The organism is Nocardia sp. NPDC059691, from assembly GCF_042733915.1.
Lineage (GTDB): Bacteria > Actinomycetota > Actinomycetes > Mycobacteriales > Mycobacteriaceae > Nocardia > Nocardia sichangensis.
The window spans coordinates 158,710-174,627 of the sequence record NZ_JBHWFB010000017.1 but is presented as its reverse complement, the minus strand read 5'-3'; the positions used below and the strand labels follow the sequence as shown (position 1 = coordinate 174,627).

General features: G+C 64.8%; 15 protein-coding genes and 2 pseudogenes. 2 read left to right on the top strand and 15 right to left on the bottom strand.

The genetic code is table 11. The features are described from left to right. Window positions 1–16: 16 nt before the first annotated feature. The 11 genes from ACFV2O_RS31645 to ACFV2O_RS31595 all read right to left on the bottom strand — a co-directional run bounded on the left by ACFV2O_RS31645 (window position 17) and on the right by ACFV2O_RS31595 (window position 7,844). Complete coding sequence (locus ACFV2O_RS31645) at window positions 17–757, bottom strand: hypothetical protein (protein ID WP_379255203.1); 741 nt, start codon at window positions 755–757, stop codon at window positions 17–19. Between the two features lie 455 nt (window positions 758–1,212). Beyond that, entirely contained in the window at window positions 1,213–1,923 is a 711-nt protein-coding gene (locus ACFV2O_RS31640; RefSeq protein ID WP_379255202.1) for a hypothetical protein, read from the bottom strand. Further along, window positions 1,920–2,255 carry a hypothetical protein gene (locus ACFV2O_RS31635; RefSeq protein WP_379255200.1) on the bottom strand — a complete coding sequence of 112 codons (336 nt, stop codon included), beginning with the start codon at window positions 2,253–2,255 and terminating at the stop codon, window positions 1,920–1,922. The genes ACFV2O_RS31640 and ACFV2O_RS31635 overlap by 4 nt, the downstream gene beginning before the upstream one ends. 78 nt (window positions 2,256–2,333) lie before the next feature. Next, window positions 2,334–3,023 carry a hypothetical protein gene (locus ACFV2O_RS31630; protein WP_379255198.1) on the bottom strand — a complete coding sequence of 230 codons (690 nt, stop codon included), beginning with the start codon at window positions 3,021–3,023 and terminating at the stop codon, window positions 2,334–2,336. A 716-nt stretch (window positions 3,024–3,739) separates the two neighbouring features. Further along, complete coding sequence (locus ACFV2O_RS31625; RefSeq protein WP_379255197.1) at window positions 3,740–4,045, bottom strand: hypothetical protein; 306 nt, start codon at window positions 4,043–4,045, stop codon at window positions 3,740–3,742. A gap of 102 nt (window positions 4,046–4,147) precedes the next feature. Beyond that, a complete protein-coding gene (locus ACFV2O_RS31620) occupies window positions 4,148–4,738 on the bottom strand; it encodes a hypothetical protein (RefSeq protein ID WP_379255195.1) in 591 nt (196 codons plus the stop codon). 39 nt (window positions 4,739–4,777) lie between these two features. Beyond that, window positions 4,778–5,281 carry a TIGR04338 family metallohydrolase gene (locus tag ACFV2O_RS31615; RefSeq protein ID WP_379255194.1) on the bottom strand — a complete coding sequence of 168 codons (504 nt, stop codon included), beginning with the start codon at window positions 5,279–5,281 and terminating at the stop codon, window positions 4,778–4,780. Continuing rightward, window positions 5,278–6,054, bottom strand: coding sequence for a DUF2786 domain-containing protein (locus ACFV2O_RS31610; protein ID WP_379255192.1), 777 nt, complete (start codon window positions 6,052–6,054; stop codon window positions 5,278–5,280). The genes ACFV2O_RS31615 and ACFV2O_RS31610 overlap by 4 nt, the downstream gene beginning before the upstream one ends. Further along, a complete protein-coding gene (locus tag ACFV2O_RS31605) occupies window positions 6,051–6,731 on the bottom strand; it encodes a hypothetical protein (RefSeq protein WP_379255190.1) in 681 nt (226 codons plus the stop codon). The genes ACFV2O_RS31610 and ACFV2O_RS31605 overlap by 4 nt, the downstream gene beginning before the upstream one ends. A 281-nt stretch (window positions 6,732–7,012) precedes the next feature. Next, window positions 7,013–7,369, bottom strand: a complete 357-nt coding sequence (locus ACFV2O_RS31600) for a hypothetical protein (RefSeq protein ID WP_379255189.1) — start codon at window positions 7,367–7,369, stop codon at window positions 7,013–7,015. Continuing rightward, window positions 7,356–7,844 (bottom strand): macro domain-containing protein, encoded by a 489-nt coding sequence (locus ACFV2O_RS31595; protein WP_379255187.1) that lies wholly within the window; start codon window positions 7,842–7,844, stop codon window positions 7,356–7,358. Before ACFV2O_RS31595 ends, ACFV2O_RS31600 begins: the two co-directional genes overlap by 14 nt. A 500-nt stretch (window positions 7,845–8,344) precedes the next feature. Here ACFV2O_RS31595 and ACFV2O_RS31590 point away from each other — a divergent pair. Continuing rightward, window positions 8,345–8,746: pseudogene (locus ACFV2O_RS31590) on the top strand (IS701 family transposase); the annotation flags it as partial. Between the two features lie 256 nt (window positions 8,747–9,002). Here ACFV2O_RS31590 and ACFV2O_RS31585 read toward each other — a convergent pair. The 3 genes from ACFV2O_RS31585 to ACFV2O_RS31575 all read right to left on the bottom strand — a co-directional run bounded on the left by ACFV2O_RS31585 (window position 9,003) and on the right by ACFV2O_RS31575 (window position 13,467). Then, window positions 9,003–10,091, bottom strand: coding sequence for an MsnO8 family LLM class oxidoreductase (locus ACFV2O_RS31585; protein ID WP_379255186.1), 1,089 nt, complete (start codon window positions 10,089–10,091; stop codon window positions 9,003–9,005). Beyond that, entirely contained in the window at window positions 10,088–12,799 is a 2,712-nt protein-coding gene (gene lanKC, locus ACFV2O_RS31580; RefSeq protein ID WP_379255185.1) for a class III lanthionine synthetase LanKC, read from the bottom strand. The genes ACFV2O_RS31585 and lanKC overlap by 4 nt, the downstream gene beginning before the upstream one ends. A gap of 506 nt (window positions 12,800–13,305) precedes the next feature. Further along, the gene (locus tag ACFV2O_RS31575) at window positions 13,306–13,467 is read right to left on the bottom strand and encodes a hypothetical protein (RefSeq protein WP_379255184.1); all 162 of its coding nucleotides are present in this window, start codon (window positions 13,465–13,467) and stop codon (window positions 13,306–13,308) included. A gap of 1,055 nt (window positions 13,468–14,522) precedes the next feature. On the opposite strand from ACFV2O_RS31575, the pseudogene ACFV2O_RS31570 reads away from it, so the two are divergent. Beyond that, window positions 14,523–15,363 (top strand): annotated as a pseudogene (locus ACFV2O_RS31570) (IS701 family transposase); the annotation flags it as partial. Window positions 15,364–15,365: 2 nt separating this feature from the next. Here ACFV2O_RS31570 and ACFV2O_RS31565 read toward each other — a convergent pair. Then, entirely contained in the window at window positions 15,366–15,818 is a 453-nt protein-coding gene (locus ACFV2O_RS31565) for a hypothetical protein (RefSeq protein ID WP_379255182.1), read from the bottom strand. Between the last annotated feature and the right edge of the window lie 100 nt (window positions 15,819–15,918).

The following is a 15,918-nucleotide window of genomic DNA, read 5'->3' as shown; positions in this document are numbered from 1 at the left end:
GGTAATCCGGTGGTGGTCATTTCGGCATGGATGCCAGGACGTGTGGTCGGTAGCCGGCGGCGGTCAACTGCTGAAGCAGGGGTGCGATCTCCTCATCGGTGGCGGGCCGTTGCTTGTCGACCCATGCCGCGTGCACTCGACGGCGGCGACCGTCGATGCTGAGGGCGTGGTGGAGGTGCGCGGCGGCCGCATCCTGCTCGAGCAGGATCGCGGTGACCTGCCCCAGGTCGTGGTCCCACACGAAATACACTGGCCGGGCTGGTGGTGGCGGCTGGTTGGGTGCGGTGTAGGAGTAGGGAAGCCCTGCTCGGGCACTGTCTTCGGAGGCTGCGTCCCAGCCTTGCTGGTACTGCGCGGTGATCTCGGCAATGAGGTCCGGATCGGTGCCCGGGTCGGTGAGAAAGGGGGCGACTGTTTGGTGCAGCAGCGGTGAGGGGTGCTCGAGACCGGCGTAGAAGCCCTCGCGGCCGAGCTGGACCCAGTCGTGACCGACAGGTTCGTGTTCGGGCGTGGTGAGTTCGGCCAATAGCTCGGCGATCCGCACGGCGTCGGCGGCCGCGACGTCGATGACGAACCGGAAGGTCCTGCGGTGCACTTCGACGTGGATGGCGGTGATGCCGGCGGACTGTGGCCGCACCGTGATGGTGTGGTCACCCGGGGCATAGGTCGCCGAAAGAACCGCTGCCACAGCATTGGCGTCACTGGCGAAGCCCGCGACCGGCTGGGAATGGGCAGTAGCAGGATCGGTGGCATTCATGAGTTGCTCCTGACCGCGGTCAGTTCGGGGGCGTGGCCGGGGATCGGCGAGTATGCGGGTGGCGGGGTGCGATATGAGGCGGAATTGGCGCGATAGTTTGTGTCAGGCACCCTCGCCTGTGGCGCGGTTGCGATGTTCGTCTACGGCTTGGCAAGGATGACGGCTGCTGCTCCGGAGGCGCGGAGAGTGGAGCGCGTGTCGCCGCTTCCCCGATGGTGTAGCTGACCGAGGCCGGGTCACTGATGACCCTGAGGCGGCAAGTGAGTTCGTTGGACACGTCGCTACTGGCAGAGCTGTCGACGCTCGGCAGTCGCCTCGTCCAAACCTGAGGGTGACGGCTTCCCGCTTCTTCTGCCACGCCCAAGCCCGCCCCTGAGCGATCGAAACGGGCGTCTTCGCCCAGGCCGGGCGCGTAGACCTGGCACTCGGCGGGCTGTCACCGCGGCGCGGGCTGGCTACACCACGTACATCCGTGGTGAGGGCGGCGCGGTGAGAGGTTCGCCGGTGGGGGTGGTCGGGCACGTGCCGGGCGGCACTGTGCCGGCGGCGATGTTGTCGTAGTGCTCGAGCAGTGCCCGGTGGTAGTCGCATCGCGTGTTGATGGCGGTGGTGATTTCTTCGAGTCTGCGCTGATCGGTCACGAGACGCTTGAGGAGGATCCCCCGCTGGGTGGTGGCGTCGAGGACGGCGGCGCGTCGGTGGAGTTCACCGACGTTCTCGTTGGTCAGAAGGTGATCGGCGATGGCCCGGACCAAGGCTTCTAGACGCGCTGCGGTTGGGCGTGGCAGCTGGTCACCGGAGGGGAATCGTTCTCCGTGACCGGTGAGGGTGTCCCGGTCGGTGATCATCATGCTGCCCATGATCTCGATGCCGTTGACCACGGGCTTGTCGCGGCGCGTGAACTTGGTCGACGCTGCCGCGCAGATACCGAAACAGATTTCCAGGGAAGTGATTTCGGCGCTGTCTGCGGCCGAGAGCAGCCGGATCATCCAGGTTCCTGCCAGTCTGGGGCCGGTCAGGTTGTAGCGAACTGCAGCAGTATCCCAATCGGTGACCGCGGTTCCCGTGACGGTTGCGCGCCCGGCGTCCACCGCGAGCTCCACCAAGTGTGTGCTGCGGGCGGGCGAAGCGGGAACTTGGTTCGACAATCCGCTGTGGGCGGTCATGGCGTGGTGTCCCGTTCCGGTCGGGGTGCGTCGGCGGGGGCGTCGCTGGTGCCCGAGGAGATGGTGACGATGTCGTTCTTGGCGTAGTGCCATCGATCGGGATAATTCTCGGGCACAGGGCGGATTTCGGGTGCGTCTCGATCCAACAGCAGAGGTCCGCAGGTGCGGTTGATGAGGCGACGGCCAGCGACGGCTTGCTCGGCCAGCAGGCCGAGGCAGGCCAGGTCATCGAGGGGGACGGCATGGCCTATGAGGCAATCAAGGCAGCCGCATCCGTGGGGGTCGATATCGACCGCGTTGCCTTTGAAGTCGGTGAAGTCGCTGATACTCATACGTTTCGCTTTCGGGCGGGTGCCGAACAGGAGCAGTGGGTGAACGCCGGGCTCGGATTCATGGCACGGGCATTCGGGTCATCCACCGTCGGGGGCGCCGACAGGGTCGGGTCGTAGGTGGTAGTCGTAGCGCTCGATGTGGACCAGGTCGCTGAAGGTGTAGTCGTGGATCGCGACGCCGATCCAGCTGGGGGGTTCGCCAGGGGAGTCGCTGTCGCCGTACAGCCAGGCTTCCAGGGCGCCGACGAGTTCGTAGCAGCGGCCGGTGGCGGGATCGGGGATGCAGAGGTGGGCGATGTCGTCGTAGCGGACTCGCACGATGCGGATCCCTGACAGCCGCTGCACGGTGTCGAGGACCGCCCCGAGTATCCACGGGTGGTGTTCGGCGATGCTCGCCCCTGCCAAGCAGCTCGCGAGGGCCGCGGGCGGATCGAACACGGTGGCGGTGCGCGCGAACTCGTCGCGCTGAGCGTCGATCGCAGCGGCGAGGACCTCGCCGAGGCTGTCGCGGACACTCGATCGCGGGATGGCCTGGCGCAACCGTGTGAGCTCGGCGGCGGTGAGAGTGCCACCAACCATCTTGAGCAGTTCCTCGACGGTGATCACCGGCTCCTGCGCTGCCAGATCAGTCGAGGGTGGCTCAGCGGGGTCGCCGGCGAGGATCAGCGATGCCGCAGGTGTGGTGTCGGTGGGTGAGGCGGTGAGCCTGATAACGCCATAGTCGATGGTGAGGCGACTGCTGGGGTCCAGCCCACTGAGCCATGTCATGAATTCATGCGCGAAGATCATGCTGAGTGCCTTCGAAGATTCGGGGTAGCGGGCGATCCCGCTGCGGGCGTGCGGTAGCGCGGCTTGTGATCGATGCGGGATTCATGCCCTGCTGTCGCTCGGTAGGTCGGGCTGCCAGGGGACCGGCAGGCGCACGAGGTGCGCTGTTCACTCGCCGATCGGGTCGGACACGAAACACGCTGTAAGGCAGCTATATCGGCGACACCCGACGGGGAGGTGTTCGCCGTCGTCGGTGCGGCGGGGGCGTGATGGATGCTGTGCGGTACGCGGACGGGAACGCTGTTTCCGTTCACGATGGTGCTCCTCTAGCCTCTGGACTGTGTGGCGGCGAAGAGTGCCGGTCATGCAGGGTTTCCTGCACTGGAGGCTCGGTGCCCGGGCCGGGGCGATGCCCGCCGCTGCCACGGCTGGTGCCGGGGGAGTCTCGGTCGTGGACGACGCTGATAGGTGGTCCGGCGGTGATCGCCCAAGGTCGCGGTGGCAATTCCGGCACCGACGACCAGTGCCCACCTCCGAGACATCGGCAAGGAGCGCGGCCCGTTGGGCCCACCGATTCGGTTGTCCGGAGGTGGGTCCGCCGCCGGGTGGGCCAGAGCATCCTCAGGTAGGTGGCTGGGCCGATTGTGGTGACGGAAGGGGGTATCCGGATGGCTCGGTACGGCGATGACCGGCAAGAAGTCGGTGGCGATCGCGTGTCAACTGTCACCGGTGCGGTGCTGTCGCAGCGCTTGGGGAACGGTGGCCTGTCTCGCAGCTTCGGTGAGGGCCTCACGGTCGCCGATTCCGGCAGCACCGTCGTTGAGGTGGTGTTCGGCGGCTTCGCCGGCCAGGTTGTGCAGGACGTGCTGGGTGCAGACCGGGCAGGTGATGTCGGTGAGGGAGGATTCGTAGATCGGACGTGCTTCGGTGACGGGCAGGCCACAGACGGTGCGGTGACCGGCGTAGGTGGCGTGTGTGTGGGTGCGGTCGATGTCTGACCAGCACACCTGCATGCTGTTCATTTGGGATGGGTCTCCTGACGCGGCCGCCGCGGGGATGATTACCGGTTCCGGTGTGTCGTGGGTGCGGCAGCTTGAGTTCACGGCTCGGTCAGCCAGCCGCTTTCACGCACTGGTGGGTGTGTCGGCGGGGTGCGTGCTGGCGGCGATTGCGCGGGCGAAGGTGAGCACGTGGCGGGCGTCGATGTCGAGTTCGACGTGGGCGCCGCCCTGAGCGTTGACGGTGACTTTTCCGGACACCGGCCGGTTGCCGCCGAGGTAGACGACGTTGTCGTGGATTCGGTCGGCGGGCGCGAGGATCTGCGGCAGGGCAGCAAGGATTTCTTCGCGTCGCTGGGCGCGGGCCGCCTCAGCATTCGCCCGGGGGCGGGCGTGCGCGAGTGCGGCCCGGTAGGGCGGCAACAGACGTGATTCGATGTCCGCGGCGATCAAGGCCGGGTGCCGCGCGGCACCCACGGTGATGGGATCGGCTTTGTCTCGGTCATGCAGGTGGGTGCCGAGCTCACCGTAGTGGCCGGTGATGAGGACACGGCCGTGGTCGTTGCGGCGATGAGAGTGATCGCCGTCGGTCAACGCCAGTTGTTCCTCGTCGGGGCCGTGCAACTCGGCTTCGTAGCTGTAGTAACGATGCGGGCGGGCAGTCCAGCCGGGGCCGAGCTCGGCAGCGACACGGCAAGCGAATGCGAAAATGTCCATGAGGAATGCTGTGGTCTCGGGGTCGGATGAGGTTGCAGGTCAGTTGAGGTCGGCTTGGGTGTCGGCGAGAGTGGCGCGCAGCAGCCAGGCGGCTTCGGCGCCGATGGCGATTTCGATGAGTTGGCAGAGGATCTGACAGAACTGCTGGCCGTGGCCGGGACTGCCGAGCGGTTGCAGATGGTGGGCTATTTCGTGCAGTAGCACGGATTCCCTGAGCATGCTGCGATTGTGCAGGGGCATCGCGATGGTGGCAGTGGCAAGCTCGTAGTGTGCGCGCGACTGTCCGCGTCGGGCCCGGACCGTGACCGGGATCCGGGCTCGCTTGTACCGGCTGTGCACTGTCTCCAGCGCGAGGACGGCATCGACGTAGGTTTGCATCGACTCCAGCGAGACCACTCGCCGCTCGATCGGCAATGTCACTCGCGAGCCAAAGATCTCGACCTGGCGGCCGGGTAGCTGATCGGCCCGCTCGAACATGTTCCAGACCAGCGCTTCGGCAGCATAGACACGGTTTCGATGAGTATCCCGGGTGCTGCGGGTCATGACGACAACCGCCGCGCAGCAGCAGGCAGGGATTGTTGTTCGGTGAGGCGGGCGCGGCGGCCGGCCTGGTCTCCGGCGATCGATGCCGCGCCGTCGACGCGGCGGCGGCGCGGGGCGCGCCAGGTTCCGCGAGCTCGGGAGTGGCTGGTGTAGAAGTCGGCGACTTCGAGTTCCTTGCCGCGCAACACCAGCGCCGTGCTCGGCCCCGCACCGCGATCACCGGCCGAGGACAGCGCCTGAGCGCGAGTGATGTCGCGGACCTCGGTGAGACGCCGGCCGATGCGGATCGCGAAGGCGTGTTGGAAGGCCAGGCGCGCGGTGATGCCCGCTTTCGCGCGTCCCTCGGCGCGCTGCGCGCGACGCTCGGGGGAACGAAGGTAGGCGCGAGACTCGTGGATCATTTGCGGCAACAGGCCGGCGTAGAGGACTTCGACCGCAGCGATGTCGGACTCCATCCCGAAGGCGACCACCCACGTCGAATTCGTCGCGATGTCCACGCACACATCGTTGGCACGCGCGATCGCAAGGAACAACTGCACGTAGGTGGACAGCCCTCGGGCGCCGGGCTCACCGATGGAGATTTCACGCATGACTGGGGTCGCCCGGGTGGTGATTGGCTGCGTGGCGCGAGCGAGGGCGAGATCGATCGAGTGCCGCGTCGCGAGTTGCTGTGCGCGGGCAAAGTAGATCTGAGCTTCGTGCGGATTGTCGGTGCGCTCTGCCTTGCGCAGCAACCCGGCGACGCGCGAGAGCGCCCGGTCGGATCCGCTCACTGGTCTGTACCTGCGAACAACACGCCGACGACGAGAAGCATCGCCAACGGGTCGCGCTCGCGCTGGCTGGGTTGCGCGGCGTCACGGATCTTCCGGATCCGGTGCATCAACCGGGGTGTCTTCAGGTCGATGCCGGTCACCGCTGGGCGGTTATCGGTACCGGGAACGGTGATGACCCGGTACTCGCTCAACGGAAGGCGCAGTTCGTACCAGGCTTCGGTCGGTGCCCCGTCCCGGGCAGGGTCGGGCCGCGGCGGCACCCACCCCCAGCAGTGGCAGCGGGGATCGGCGCATCGGGTGAGACGGTGTGCGGGATGGCGGTGGTAGCGATGCATCCGGCCGGCCAACAGGGGGCACGCTCGGGCCGAATACTCGGCGCAGGCGGGGTGGAGCCCAGGTTCGACCGTGAGGCCTCGGCGGAAGTCGGAGGGCAGGATGAAGAGGATGACCTGCTCGCCGAGAGGTCTGCCGCAGATTTGGCACAGCGCACGCTCCAGTACCTCTCGCAAACGGATCGGGTCGACGTTGCCCCATGCGGGCCGGTCGCTGCGGTCGCGATGAGCCAAGGTGATGTAGGGCACCGCCATGCCCTGTGACATGGGTGCATCGCGCAGCGCGTCAGGCAAGGCAGCGCGGTTTCTGTTTCGGGGCGCTGGGGGTGGGGCGTGTTCGGTCATGACAGTGAACTCCGTTGTGAGAGATGAGCGAACGGTGGACCACCGGGTACAGGGGCTCCAGGGCCCGCTAGAACAGGGCGGGTCGGCGATCAGCTGGGTTGTTCTTCGGTCGCCGATGCGTCGCCGCTGCCGGGATCGCTCGTCTCCGGATCAGCAGGGATGGTGGAGGGGACGCGTTGGTGATCGTGTGCTCGCTGACCGGCCCAGCCGGGAGGTCATGGACCCCGTCGTGGACGAGCACGACACGAGTGAGGGCCGAAAGACCCTTGTGTCTTTCGGAGTCAGCGTGCTGAGCGGCGAACTTTCCACCAGCCGGGGTTCAGGCTCTCTTCGGCGAGCTGTGCCAGGCTGTCGACGAACTCATCGGCGTGCGGGCCTTCGACGGTGATCGTGGTGTAGTCGCCGCCGCCGCCGACGGATCGGGTGCGTGCTCCGTCGCGACCACGCCATGCGGTGTCCGACAGGTGTTGAAGACGGGCGGTGTCGTCGGCGGTCTCGGGATAGCCGTGCTCGATGGTGAGGTGTCGCTGGCCGTGCATGACGGCGTGTGCTTCGCCAACCAGCGCGGCGTCGCTGTAGTGGCGGAGCAGCTGCGCGGCCGGGGTTTCGGGGTGGTGGTGGTCCTCAGGGGAGGTCATACACGGTTACCGGGATCCCTCGCGCGCACATATGCGTACGGATGAGTGGTTCGACCTGCTCCCAACGGCCTCCCGCCAGCCCGCACCCGATGCGAGGTAGATGGACCGACGCGCCCGCGGCCGCTGCGTGGTCGGCCAGTGCCGCCAGGCATCGACCGGTGGCGTCGTAGCGGATCGGCGGGCGAGCAGAACGGCGGGTGGCGATACCGTGCTGGCCGATCATGTTGGCCACATACAGTTGGGGCTCCACGCGAACGAGTTGAACGGCACCGAGAGCGAAATCGTTGGAGTCCCGCCCGCGGTGCCAGGCGCGGTAGGCGCGTTCGGGCTCGGGCCAGCGGCGGCTGACGGCGAGGACGAAACCGCGCCCCCACGCGCCGCGGTCGTTCACGATATGAGCGATAACCGCAGGACGGGCGCCGTGGGGTGCGGTCGCGTCACCGCGGGTGTAGCGGATATCGGTTGCTGCTGCCATGGCATCCTCCTGAGCCGAAGGTAGGTGAGGTCACCGACAACGGGGCACGGCGTCGGGTGTGCGCAGTGCCGGCCGCCGAGAAGACCGCCGGGAACGCGCCGCCGGCACGAGCGCTGGGGAGGAGTGTTTCGTGCTGGGTTCTTCGACCGGCTTGCGGCCACTCGGCGCAGGGGGCGCGGTCTCTGAGAGGGTGTGCGGTATCGGTGCGCACTCGGCGCGCCGCCGCAATTCCGACAAGGGCAGCGGATATTTCACGCTGCGGCGTTGTTCTGTGAGGATCGACCGGTCCCCGACCAATGTCCGCAGGTGGTTCTCGTGCCGTTCGGCTTCGGCGAACCGTTCGGGGAACACGCGCAGGGTGTGGCGCCACTGCTTGTGGCCGGCGCGGACACACACGCCGCCGCAGTTGTTGTGGCTGTAGCCGAGCTCGTACAGTCGCGGCGGCACCAGTCCGCGTGAGCGGCAGTCATCGAGCATCTGCTCCTTGGTTCGGCCAGGCCCGCGCTGACGTGCTCGTCGCCGCGCTCCCGGCCCGAGCCTGGCAGCGGATCTCGGCCGGTGCCGGCGCGCACGGGCCGCGCGACGACTGGGCGAAGGTCCCGATCCGGATCGGCTGGCAACCCGGCCGCGGGCACTGGCTCCTGGCCCGGCGCAGCATCTACGACCCCGCCGAGATCGCTTACTACGTCTGCTATGGGCCGCGCCGGTCCACGGTCGCGGATCTGGCGTAGATCGCGGGGTCACGGTGGCGGACCGAGGAGTGTTTCCAGCAGGCCAAGAACGAAGCCGGGCTGGACCACTACCAGGTCCGCAGCTGGTGGGCCTGGTATGCCCACATCGCCCTGTCCATGCTCGCCTTGGCCTGGCTCGCCGGGACGGAAGCCGTTGCGCAAAAGGGGAACCACCGCCAGCGATCAAGATATGATCGCACTTACGCTACCGGAGATCCGGCGCCTCACCATCGCCCTGCTCCTACCCGCCATCCGCTGCGCCTACCGTGTCTGGGCATGGTCGAACTGGCGCCGCCGACGACAAACACCAAGCCCGCCTCTCTCACTACCGACGACGCGGACACCCACTCACCTGGCTGCCGTTGCAGTACTAGTGGTCTGGTCGTGCCGTCGGTAAACTACTTTGACGCGAACATAGTCAATCCGGCTACTTGAGTTCGCTCGGTCGCCGCCTCTGGGAGGGGAGAGGGGCGCTGAACCTCGGCACGTGATTGGTCGCCGCGGCTAATGCGCCGATTGTGTCGATGCGTCCTGCCGGATCCGATTCGAATGGGAGCGCCATCAGTTCATCGGGCTGAACTTCCCGGGTGAGCGGCGACAACGATGCGGCGAGGCATTGTGGATTGCCGACGAACACCGAACTCTGAGCTAGATGTGACTGGGCCAGGCGATGTTCCAGGTCCGTCAGCGAGGTGTCTTGTAGCACTGCGACAGCAACGTCGAGGTCGCTCCGATCGGCTGCGGTTTGCCGTAGGCGAATCGCCGACGCTGTGACTGCGGCGGTGGATGCTTCGGATTCCGAGGTCCTGCCGACAACACGTACGCTCAATATCACAAACGGCACCGCGCATGCATCCGACGGCACGAACGCCGAACGATATGACGATATCGCGTTGGCGGTGCCAGCAGGATTCTGAAAGTGCGCGTAGGCGAACGGGAGTCCAAGCGCCCCGGCGAGGGTCGCGCTGCCTGCGCCGGAGCCCAGAATGTAAAGGGGCGGCGGCGCGACCGGTGGCATGCGCGTGGATCCGTTCGCATGATGGCCTGGAATGCGACCGGAGAGGCAGGTCTGCAATTCGCGTATCTGGCTCGAATAGGCTCCATAATCCGCGTCCGCCCGGCGCAACAACGGCACCAGTGCGTCGTCAACGGCCTTCGCCCGCCCGAGCCCGAGATCGATTCGGTCCGGGTAAAGGGCTGCCAGCATGCGGAACTCTTCGGCCACTACGAGCGGCGCGTGATTCGGCAGCATCACTCCACCTGCGCCCACCCGCATTCTTGTGGCCACCGAAGCGACCCGGGCGATCAGCACAGCTGGTGTGCCGCAACCACTGTCGGCCGAAGCGTGATGCTCGGCGATCCACAGGCGCCGGAAGCCGAGACTATCGGCGGTGCGAGCCAGGCACAGGCTACCATCGAGCGCTGCGGAAAGGTCGATTCCGGGGCCGACCGGCACGGTATCGAGAACCGACAGCGGCGGCAGCGCGGACCCACTTCCAGCATGCTGGCCATTCATGTCGTCAGGAGCTCGTCGACGACGAAAGTGAAGCAGGATGGCGTCCGCCCGGCAGCAACTTCGAGCAGGCGGTGCAGGAAGAGGCCGACGCCTGCTGCCCCGGTGGCGAAGTCCGCACTTTCCCGTATCGCCTGCTCGCCGGGGAAGGCCAATCCCTCGTCGCGCTCGATCCCGAACAAGAGGATCCCCTGGGCAACCTTCCATGCTTCCTGCTCGCAGGCTTGATTTTTCGCCAGGACAGCGATGTCGAGAAGTGCGTTGCCCAGTCCGGCCAGCCCATGGAACAGTTGCGGAAAGACCGCGTATTTACGGCAGATGTCGGGTATGAGCTCGTCCAACCATGCCGATAGCTGGACGTCGGGAGCGATCGCCAGATACCGAACCAAGCTCGACGCGATACCGGCGGTGCCGATGTCCCAGTAGCTTTTGAGAACCGGCGCGCCGAGCGGCTCCTCGGTAGCCTCATCCGGAAATCCGACGATATAGCCGTTGCGTTTGGCTGCCTGAGCAAGTTCGAATTCCAGTGCGCTTCGACTGAGTTGCAGCCAGGTCGGGTCGCCCGATGCCCGGTAGAGCAGGAGCAGGAACAGTGCGATTCCACTTCCGCCGAACAGGTATCCCAACCGGACACGTCCTGCTTCGTTCCAATAGATGCCGTGGTCGGTAGCCTGTGCTTCTACGCGAAGCCGTTCGCCGACGGCGCGGGCCTCGTCGAGGAACGTCGACCCCGCTCCTGATACCCACATTTTCAGGCAGGCCATTCCGTAGCCACTTGACCCGTGCATCAAGTTGCTCGAGGCCCAGCGCAGATCATGACGACCTGCGTCCTCCATAATTTTCGTGGCCGGGTCGAGGTGGCCCAACTCGGCCAGCACCCAGGCGATGCCGGACTGGCCGACATAGAGCCCTGGAGGATAGTCCTCGCTCGAATGTCGCTGGCCGAGTAGCCAATCCACCTGCTCGTCAGGTGCTGATCCTGTCATCCTGTGTATCGCGTGGATTACACCTGCCGCACCGTATGCGACCGAGCATGGGTTCGTCTCATAGACCATGAGATCCGCCGGGAAGAGACGATCCTGGCGCGCACGGTCGGCCACGGCAGACAGATAGTCCACGACGCGTGTGCAGGCGTCCTCGACGCGGTGGCGCAGCGAGTCGTCGGTGGTCGAAACGTTCCGCTTGTCGCCACGCGACTTCGATGTTCGGGCGGGGGCTTTGGGCTCGACTCGTGTGATCGGCACTTTCGAAATGCGGTCGGCGAGATTGATTGTGGTGGCGGTGGAGTTCGCACAGAGGTCGTGAACCAACTCGGCGAACTCGTCGGTGAGTGCGAAATCGTCGTGCAGTTCGCGCAGGAACGTACGTCGGGCCGGTGGATGGAATCCGGCGATGCCGGTAGCCAGCATGACGCTGCCGAATATGATCGATCCTAGGGCCGAGTAGTCGTCGGACTCGTTGGATGTATTGGTCTCGAGCGAGCGTGCGCTGCTGATCCCAGGGGTGAGCAAAGCGACCTGGCTGTCGACGCCCTTCTCGAATGCTGATTCCAGGTCGATGATTCGGACGACCGGCGGCGCGTCCACGAATATGTTTGTCAACGACAGATCGGCGAGAATGATGTTACGCTCGTGGGCCGCTCGGATGGCCTTGGCCACCTCGACCCACAGTGTTCGCATCGTCTCGAGGTAGCCGCGCATCTCGGCCTGTGGTTTGTCTGTCCAGTAGATCGGATTGCTCCGAATCGAGAACCTTCCCAGGTGATCGCCCGGCAGGAACTCCTCAGCAAGGAACGCGTGTTCCCACTCGTGAAACAACGCGACCGGACGAACGAAGTAGTCGGTGCCCTGTAGCGCTTGCAGCAGTCGATGCTCCTTGTGCAGGACAGATACGGCGTCCACCCGACGGTACCCGATTTCGACTCCGGGTCGAGCTTCCTTCAAGACGACTTTTTCTCCGCTCGCCCGATCTATCGCGACGTAGACTCCACCTCTGCTGGAAAATGTCAACGCTGATTCGATTGTGAACCGTCCGTCGCAAAGATCGACCTGCCCTTCACGTGCGCGCTGAGCTGTGGCAGGAAATGGGTCGACAGCCCATTCGGGGGGACTCCAGAAAGGATTTCGCTTGTCGACCATCAGGTCGCCGTCGGGTGTCTCCATGACGAGATCGTGCATGCCGTCCGGGCGCACTCGCGTTCTCGCCTTGAAGGCCCCATAGCGGTAGAACACATTGTGGGAGTTGGGCCATCGACGATCGGACAAGATATAAGGGCCGACGTAACCCTGCAACTCGTCACACAAGCTATTTCCTATGCGCAGGAATTGGTCGATGGACGAGGGGTATATCGCCATGAACTTACCTGCCGCGCCGCGCGGCCAGAGCTTGCCGTTGACGAGCGAAGCAATCCTTTGATCGACCAGGAACTTGAACGTCACATGCTCGCGCTGAAGAAGAGGTATAACAGCTCCGAGAACTGCGTTGGTATCCGCGGTAGATGCTGAAATGTGCAGCTTCCATCCTTGCTCGGGCATGCTTCCGTCGGGTGCGTCCGCGACAAACCACGCCCCGCTTCGACGAAGGCTCCAGCCCACTTCGGACGTTTCTCGAAACGTCTTCGCGTGTTCCCCGCCCGGATTGTATCGGTTTATCGACTCGAACCATCGCGGATGAAACTGGCGATAGCCGTCGATGGCTTCCCAATCGTGCATTCTGCGACCAACTCCTCAATTGGAAAGGTCCGCCCCGCCGCGAACCTCGCCGATACTTGGATACCTGGGTCCAGAATTATCCGGGGACATTGGTGACAGGCCGATCCTCGGCCACCCCATTGCAACTGCCGTTGGTGCACGAGGAACAGCTTTGCGGCGCGTCCATGCTGGATACAGCGCGTTCGAGAAACAGTCTCTGCAGCTCGAGGACAGCTGCCGCACTGTTATCGACATTGCCGCCGCGGGTCATGATGCTTCCCGTTCGGACGGCAGCGCGCACATAGGCACCGGCTGACAACTGTGCGAGGCGCACGACGACGTGCTTTGCGGTATCGCATTGGCGTCATTACGGAATAGGGCTCTTTCGATCAGCATTCGTTGGAGCCTGAGAACATCCTGTGCAGTGGTAGATGAATCTTCGTGTCGAGTACCCATCACAGTCCTTCCTTCCAAGTCCAATGCGCGACGCTCGAAGGCGATGAGGACTCAGGTGTGGCGAACTTCAGCTATGCCTGCGCGATCTCTTCGGCGGGATGATTACAGCTGTTCGTTGTGCATGACGAGCAACTCTGAGTCGCAGCATCGAGTTCTCGAATGGCTTTGTTCAAAAACATGCGCTGGAGTTCAAGTACAGCACCCATTTCTGTGAGCTCGTTCTCCTTGGCCATGATGCCGTCCTAATTATTCATCGAAGATATGATTCGACTCTTGACGTATTTACGCTCATGCTGTCACATTCTCGGGAATGCAGTGCATACCACCGTTGCAACTGCCGGACGTACATGACGACGTGCTCTGGGGGGCTTCAAAATCACGCTGCGACAACGCTCGGTCCAGCGCCAATCGCTGCAACCTGAGCACCTCGTCTGCATACCCCACTGATGGACTTTCGTTACCGGTTGCCATTGTTGGTCCTTCCACCGCGCGGCCTTTGAGGTGGCCGTGCGTTCGCCGCCCTACGAAGGATTCTGGAGTTGACTGTCGATATCGCTGGTTCGTCGACTCTCCGTGTCTCGTCGTTGCCGTGACGAGGCCCAATGACCGCGGCTCATGGTAAGGAGCCTGCTTCAGGATAACGTAAGTGGAGGCGGCCTGAATAGGTAGTCGACTACTCGATTTCGGACCACTTATGAGTGGGCAACGAACATCGGAGCCTCGATGGGCTCGGTCGTGGGGATAACTCAGGATACGTTGCGCTTGGAGTGAGGTCATCACCATGTACCTCTGTTCGAACATCGGCTGGGACCAACAGCGCGGTCAATCTCCTCCCCGAAGCTGGCGTCGATGCCGTACCGATTCTGCGTTGGCCGTCCGGATCATCATTAGTGCGGGTTGCAACACATCGATACGCATTCGGCGCAGCCAGATCGAAACAGTTAGCGAAAAGTAGTGGGACACAACTACTGCCTCGAATGTCGATCGGATACTACGGTGATTCGTCTGTCGGCTGACGAGGAAAGGTTCTGACGCAGACAGCATAATCATTGCGAGCGGCACCGGATTCCACAGTCGATCCGGACTCGTTGTGGCTGAGTATTATTCGCTTTCGGAGAAGGTCCAGGCTCACGGTCCGCGGACAGGACGGACGCGAACTGTCCAAAAGTTCTACGCGCGTTGCAACTACGCACGCTGTTCGCAACATGCCGGAGGCGATCTCGCCGAGTTGAGCACTCTGGAACGCAAAACCGAGCCGACCGCCATCCCGAAATACCTACCCGCCTGTGTGGTGATGGATGTGGTTGCGGTGGAGTTGGATTCGTTGTTGGGGTGGATCGGTGGGCGGTTCACGAGGTCGGAGCCGCGGGGCAGGGCTCGGGATTATGCGGCTGGGTTGGTGGCGGGGTTGGAGCGTAAGAACGGGTGGACGTTGGCCGAGCGGGCCGGTGAGGTGAGCCCGGACGGGATGCAGCGGTTGCTGCGGGCGGACTGGGATATCGACGGTGTCCGTGACGATGTGCGCGCGTATGTGGCCGAGCGGCTCGGTGACCGGGACGCGGTGCTGATCGCCGATGACACGGGGTTTCTGAAGAAGGGGCTGCGTTCGGCCGGGGTGCAGCGTCAGTACTCCGGCACGGCCGGGCGGACCGAGAATTGCCAGATCGGGGTGTTTCTGGCCTACGCGTCCGGGCGAGGTCACGCGCTGGTGGATCGGGAGTTGTACCTGCCGGAGTCCTGGACCGCCGATCGTGAGCGCTGCCGTAGTGCCGGGGTCCCGGACGAGGTCGGGTTCGCGACCAAGCCGCGGCTGGTGATGGCCATGCTCGAACGGGCGATCGCGGGCGGGGTCCCGTTTCGCTGATTCACCGCCGACGAAGCCTACGGAGCGGTGAAGTATCTGCGGTTCTGGCTCGACAGCACGACATAGCCCACGTGCTGGCCACCCGCCGCAACGACACCTGGTCACTACCGGATGGGGCCAGGCCCGCGCCGACGAACTCGTCGCTGCGCTGCCGGCCCGTTGCTGGCAGCGGATCTCGGCCGGTGCGGGTGCGCACGGACCTCGTGACTACGACTGGGCCAGAGTCCCGATCAGGGTGTTGTGGGCGCCCGGTCGCGGGCACTGGCCTCAACGATGTTCCGGCCGGTGAAGCGCGGCCGGAACATGTCCGAGTCTTAGACGACCTTGGCGGTGAGGCGGGCACGCCGCGGCCGCGATGTCGCTGCCGGTCAGGCCCGCGGCGGCGACGGCGTCCCCTGTTTCGTTGCCTTGGGCGCTGTGGCGGATGGCGGCGAGGATGGTTTCGAGGTGGTGGGGATCGGTGGGGTCGCGAGTGGGTGTACTGGTCGCGGCGCGAGAGACGGTGATTCTCGAGAAGATCCGCAGCAGCGGGCGGTAGTCGGTGGGCGCCGCGTATTTCTCTGGGCATGCTGACCAGGCCGCGTGGTTCCACTCGCTGGGGTCGTCGCCGAGGCGGCTGTAGTCGAGTGCGTATCGAGCGTCGGCGATTTGGCGATCGAGGAAGATGCCGAGTGCGCGGCCGTTGCCTTCGCGGAAGGGATGCGCCCAGTTCAACCGCATGTAGGTGTAGGAGATGTACTCGACGAACCGGAAGCGTCCAGCCGTGCCTAGGGCACCGCGCGCAGGTCGGCCAGGGCGGTGTTTGGGAAGCGGTCGAAGT

Bases quoted from the DNA above. Each gene is read 5' to 3' on its own strand.
- ACFV2O_RS31645 (WP_379255203.1), bottom strand. From the start codon at position 757: ATGAATGCCACCGATCCTGCTACTGCCCATTCCCAGCCGGTCGCGGGC.
- ACFV2O_RS31640 (WP_379255202.1), bottom strand. From the start codon at position 1,923: ATGACCGCCCACAGCGGATTGTCGAACCAAGTTCCCGCTTCGCCCGCC.
- ACFV2O_RS31635 (WP_379255200.1), bottom strand. From the start codon at position 2,255: ATGAGTATCAGCGACTTCACCGACTTCAAAGGCAACGCGGTCGATATC.
- ACFV2O_RS31630 (WP_379255198.1), bottom strand. From the start codon at position 3,023: ATGACATGGCTCAGTGGGCTGGACCCCAGCAGTCGCCTCACCATCGAC.
- ACFV2O_RS31625 (WP_379255197.1), bottom strand. From the start codon at position 4,045: ATGAACAGCATGCAGGTGTGCTGGTCAGACATCGACCGCACCCACACA.
- ACFV2O_RS31620 (WP_379255195.1), bottom strand. From the start codon at position 4,738: ATGGACATTTTCGCATTCGCTTGCCGTGTCGCTGCCGAGCTCGGCCCC.
- ACFV2O_RS31615 (WP_379255194.1), bottom strand. From the start codon at position 5,281: ATGACCCGCAGCACCCGGGATACTCATCGAAACCGTGTCTATGCTGCC.
- ACFV2O_RS31605 (WP_379255190.1), bottom strand. From the start codon at position 6,731: ATGACCGAACACGCCCCACCCCCAGCGCCCCGAAACAGAAACCGCGCT.
- ACFV2O_RS31600 (WP_379255189.1), bottom strand. From the start codon at position 7,369: ATGACCTCCCCTGAGGACCACCACCACCCCGAAACCCCGGCCGCGCAG.
- ACFV2O_RS31595 (WP_379255187.1), bottom strand. From the start codon at position 7,844: ATGGCAGCAGCAACCGATATCCGCTACACCCGCGGTGACGCGACCGCA.
- ACFV2O_RS31585 (WP_379255186.1), bottom strand. From the start codon at position 10,091: ATGAATGGCCAGCATGCTGGAAGTGGGTCCGCGCTGCCGCCGCTGTCG.
- lanKC (WP_379255185.1), bottom strand. From the start codon at position 12,799: ATGCACGATTGGGAAGCCATCGACGGCTATCGCCAGTTTCATCCGCGA.
- ACFV2O_RS31575 (WP_379255184.1), bottom strand. From the start codon at position 13,467: ATGGCCAAGGAGAACGAGCTCACAGAAATGGGTGCTGTACTTGAACTC.
- ACFV2O_RS31565 (WP_379255182.1), bottom strand. From the start codon at position 15,818: ATGCGGTTGAACTGGGCGCATCCCTTCCGCGAAGGCAACGGCCGCGCA.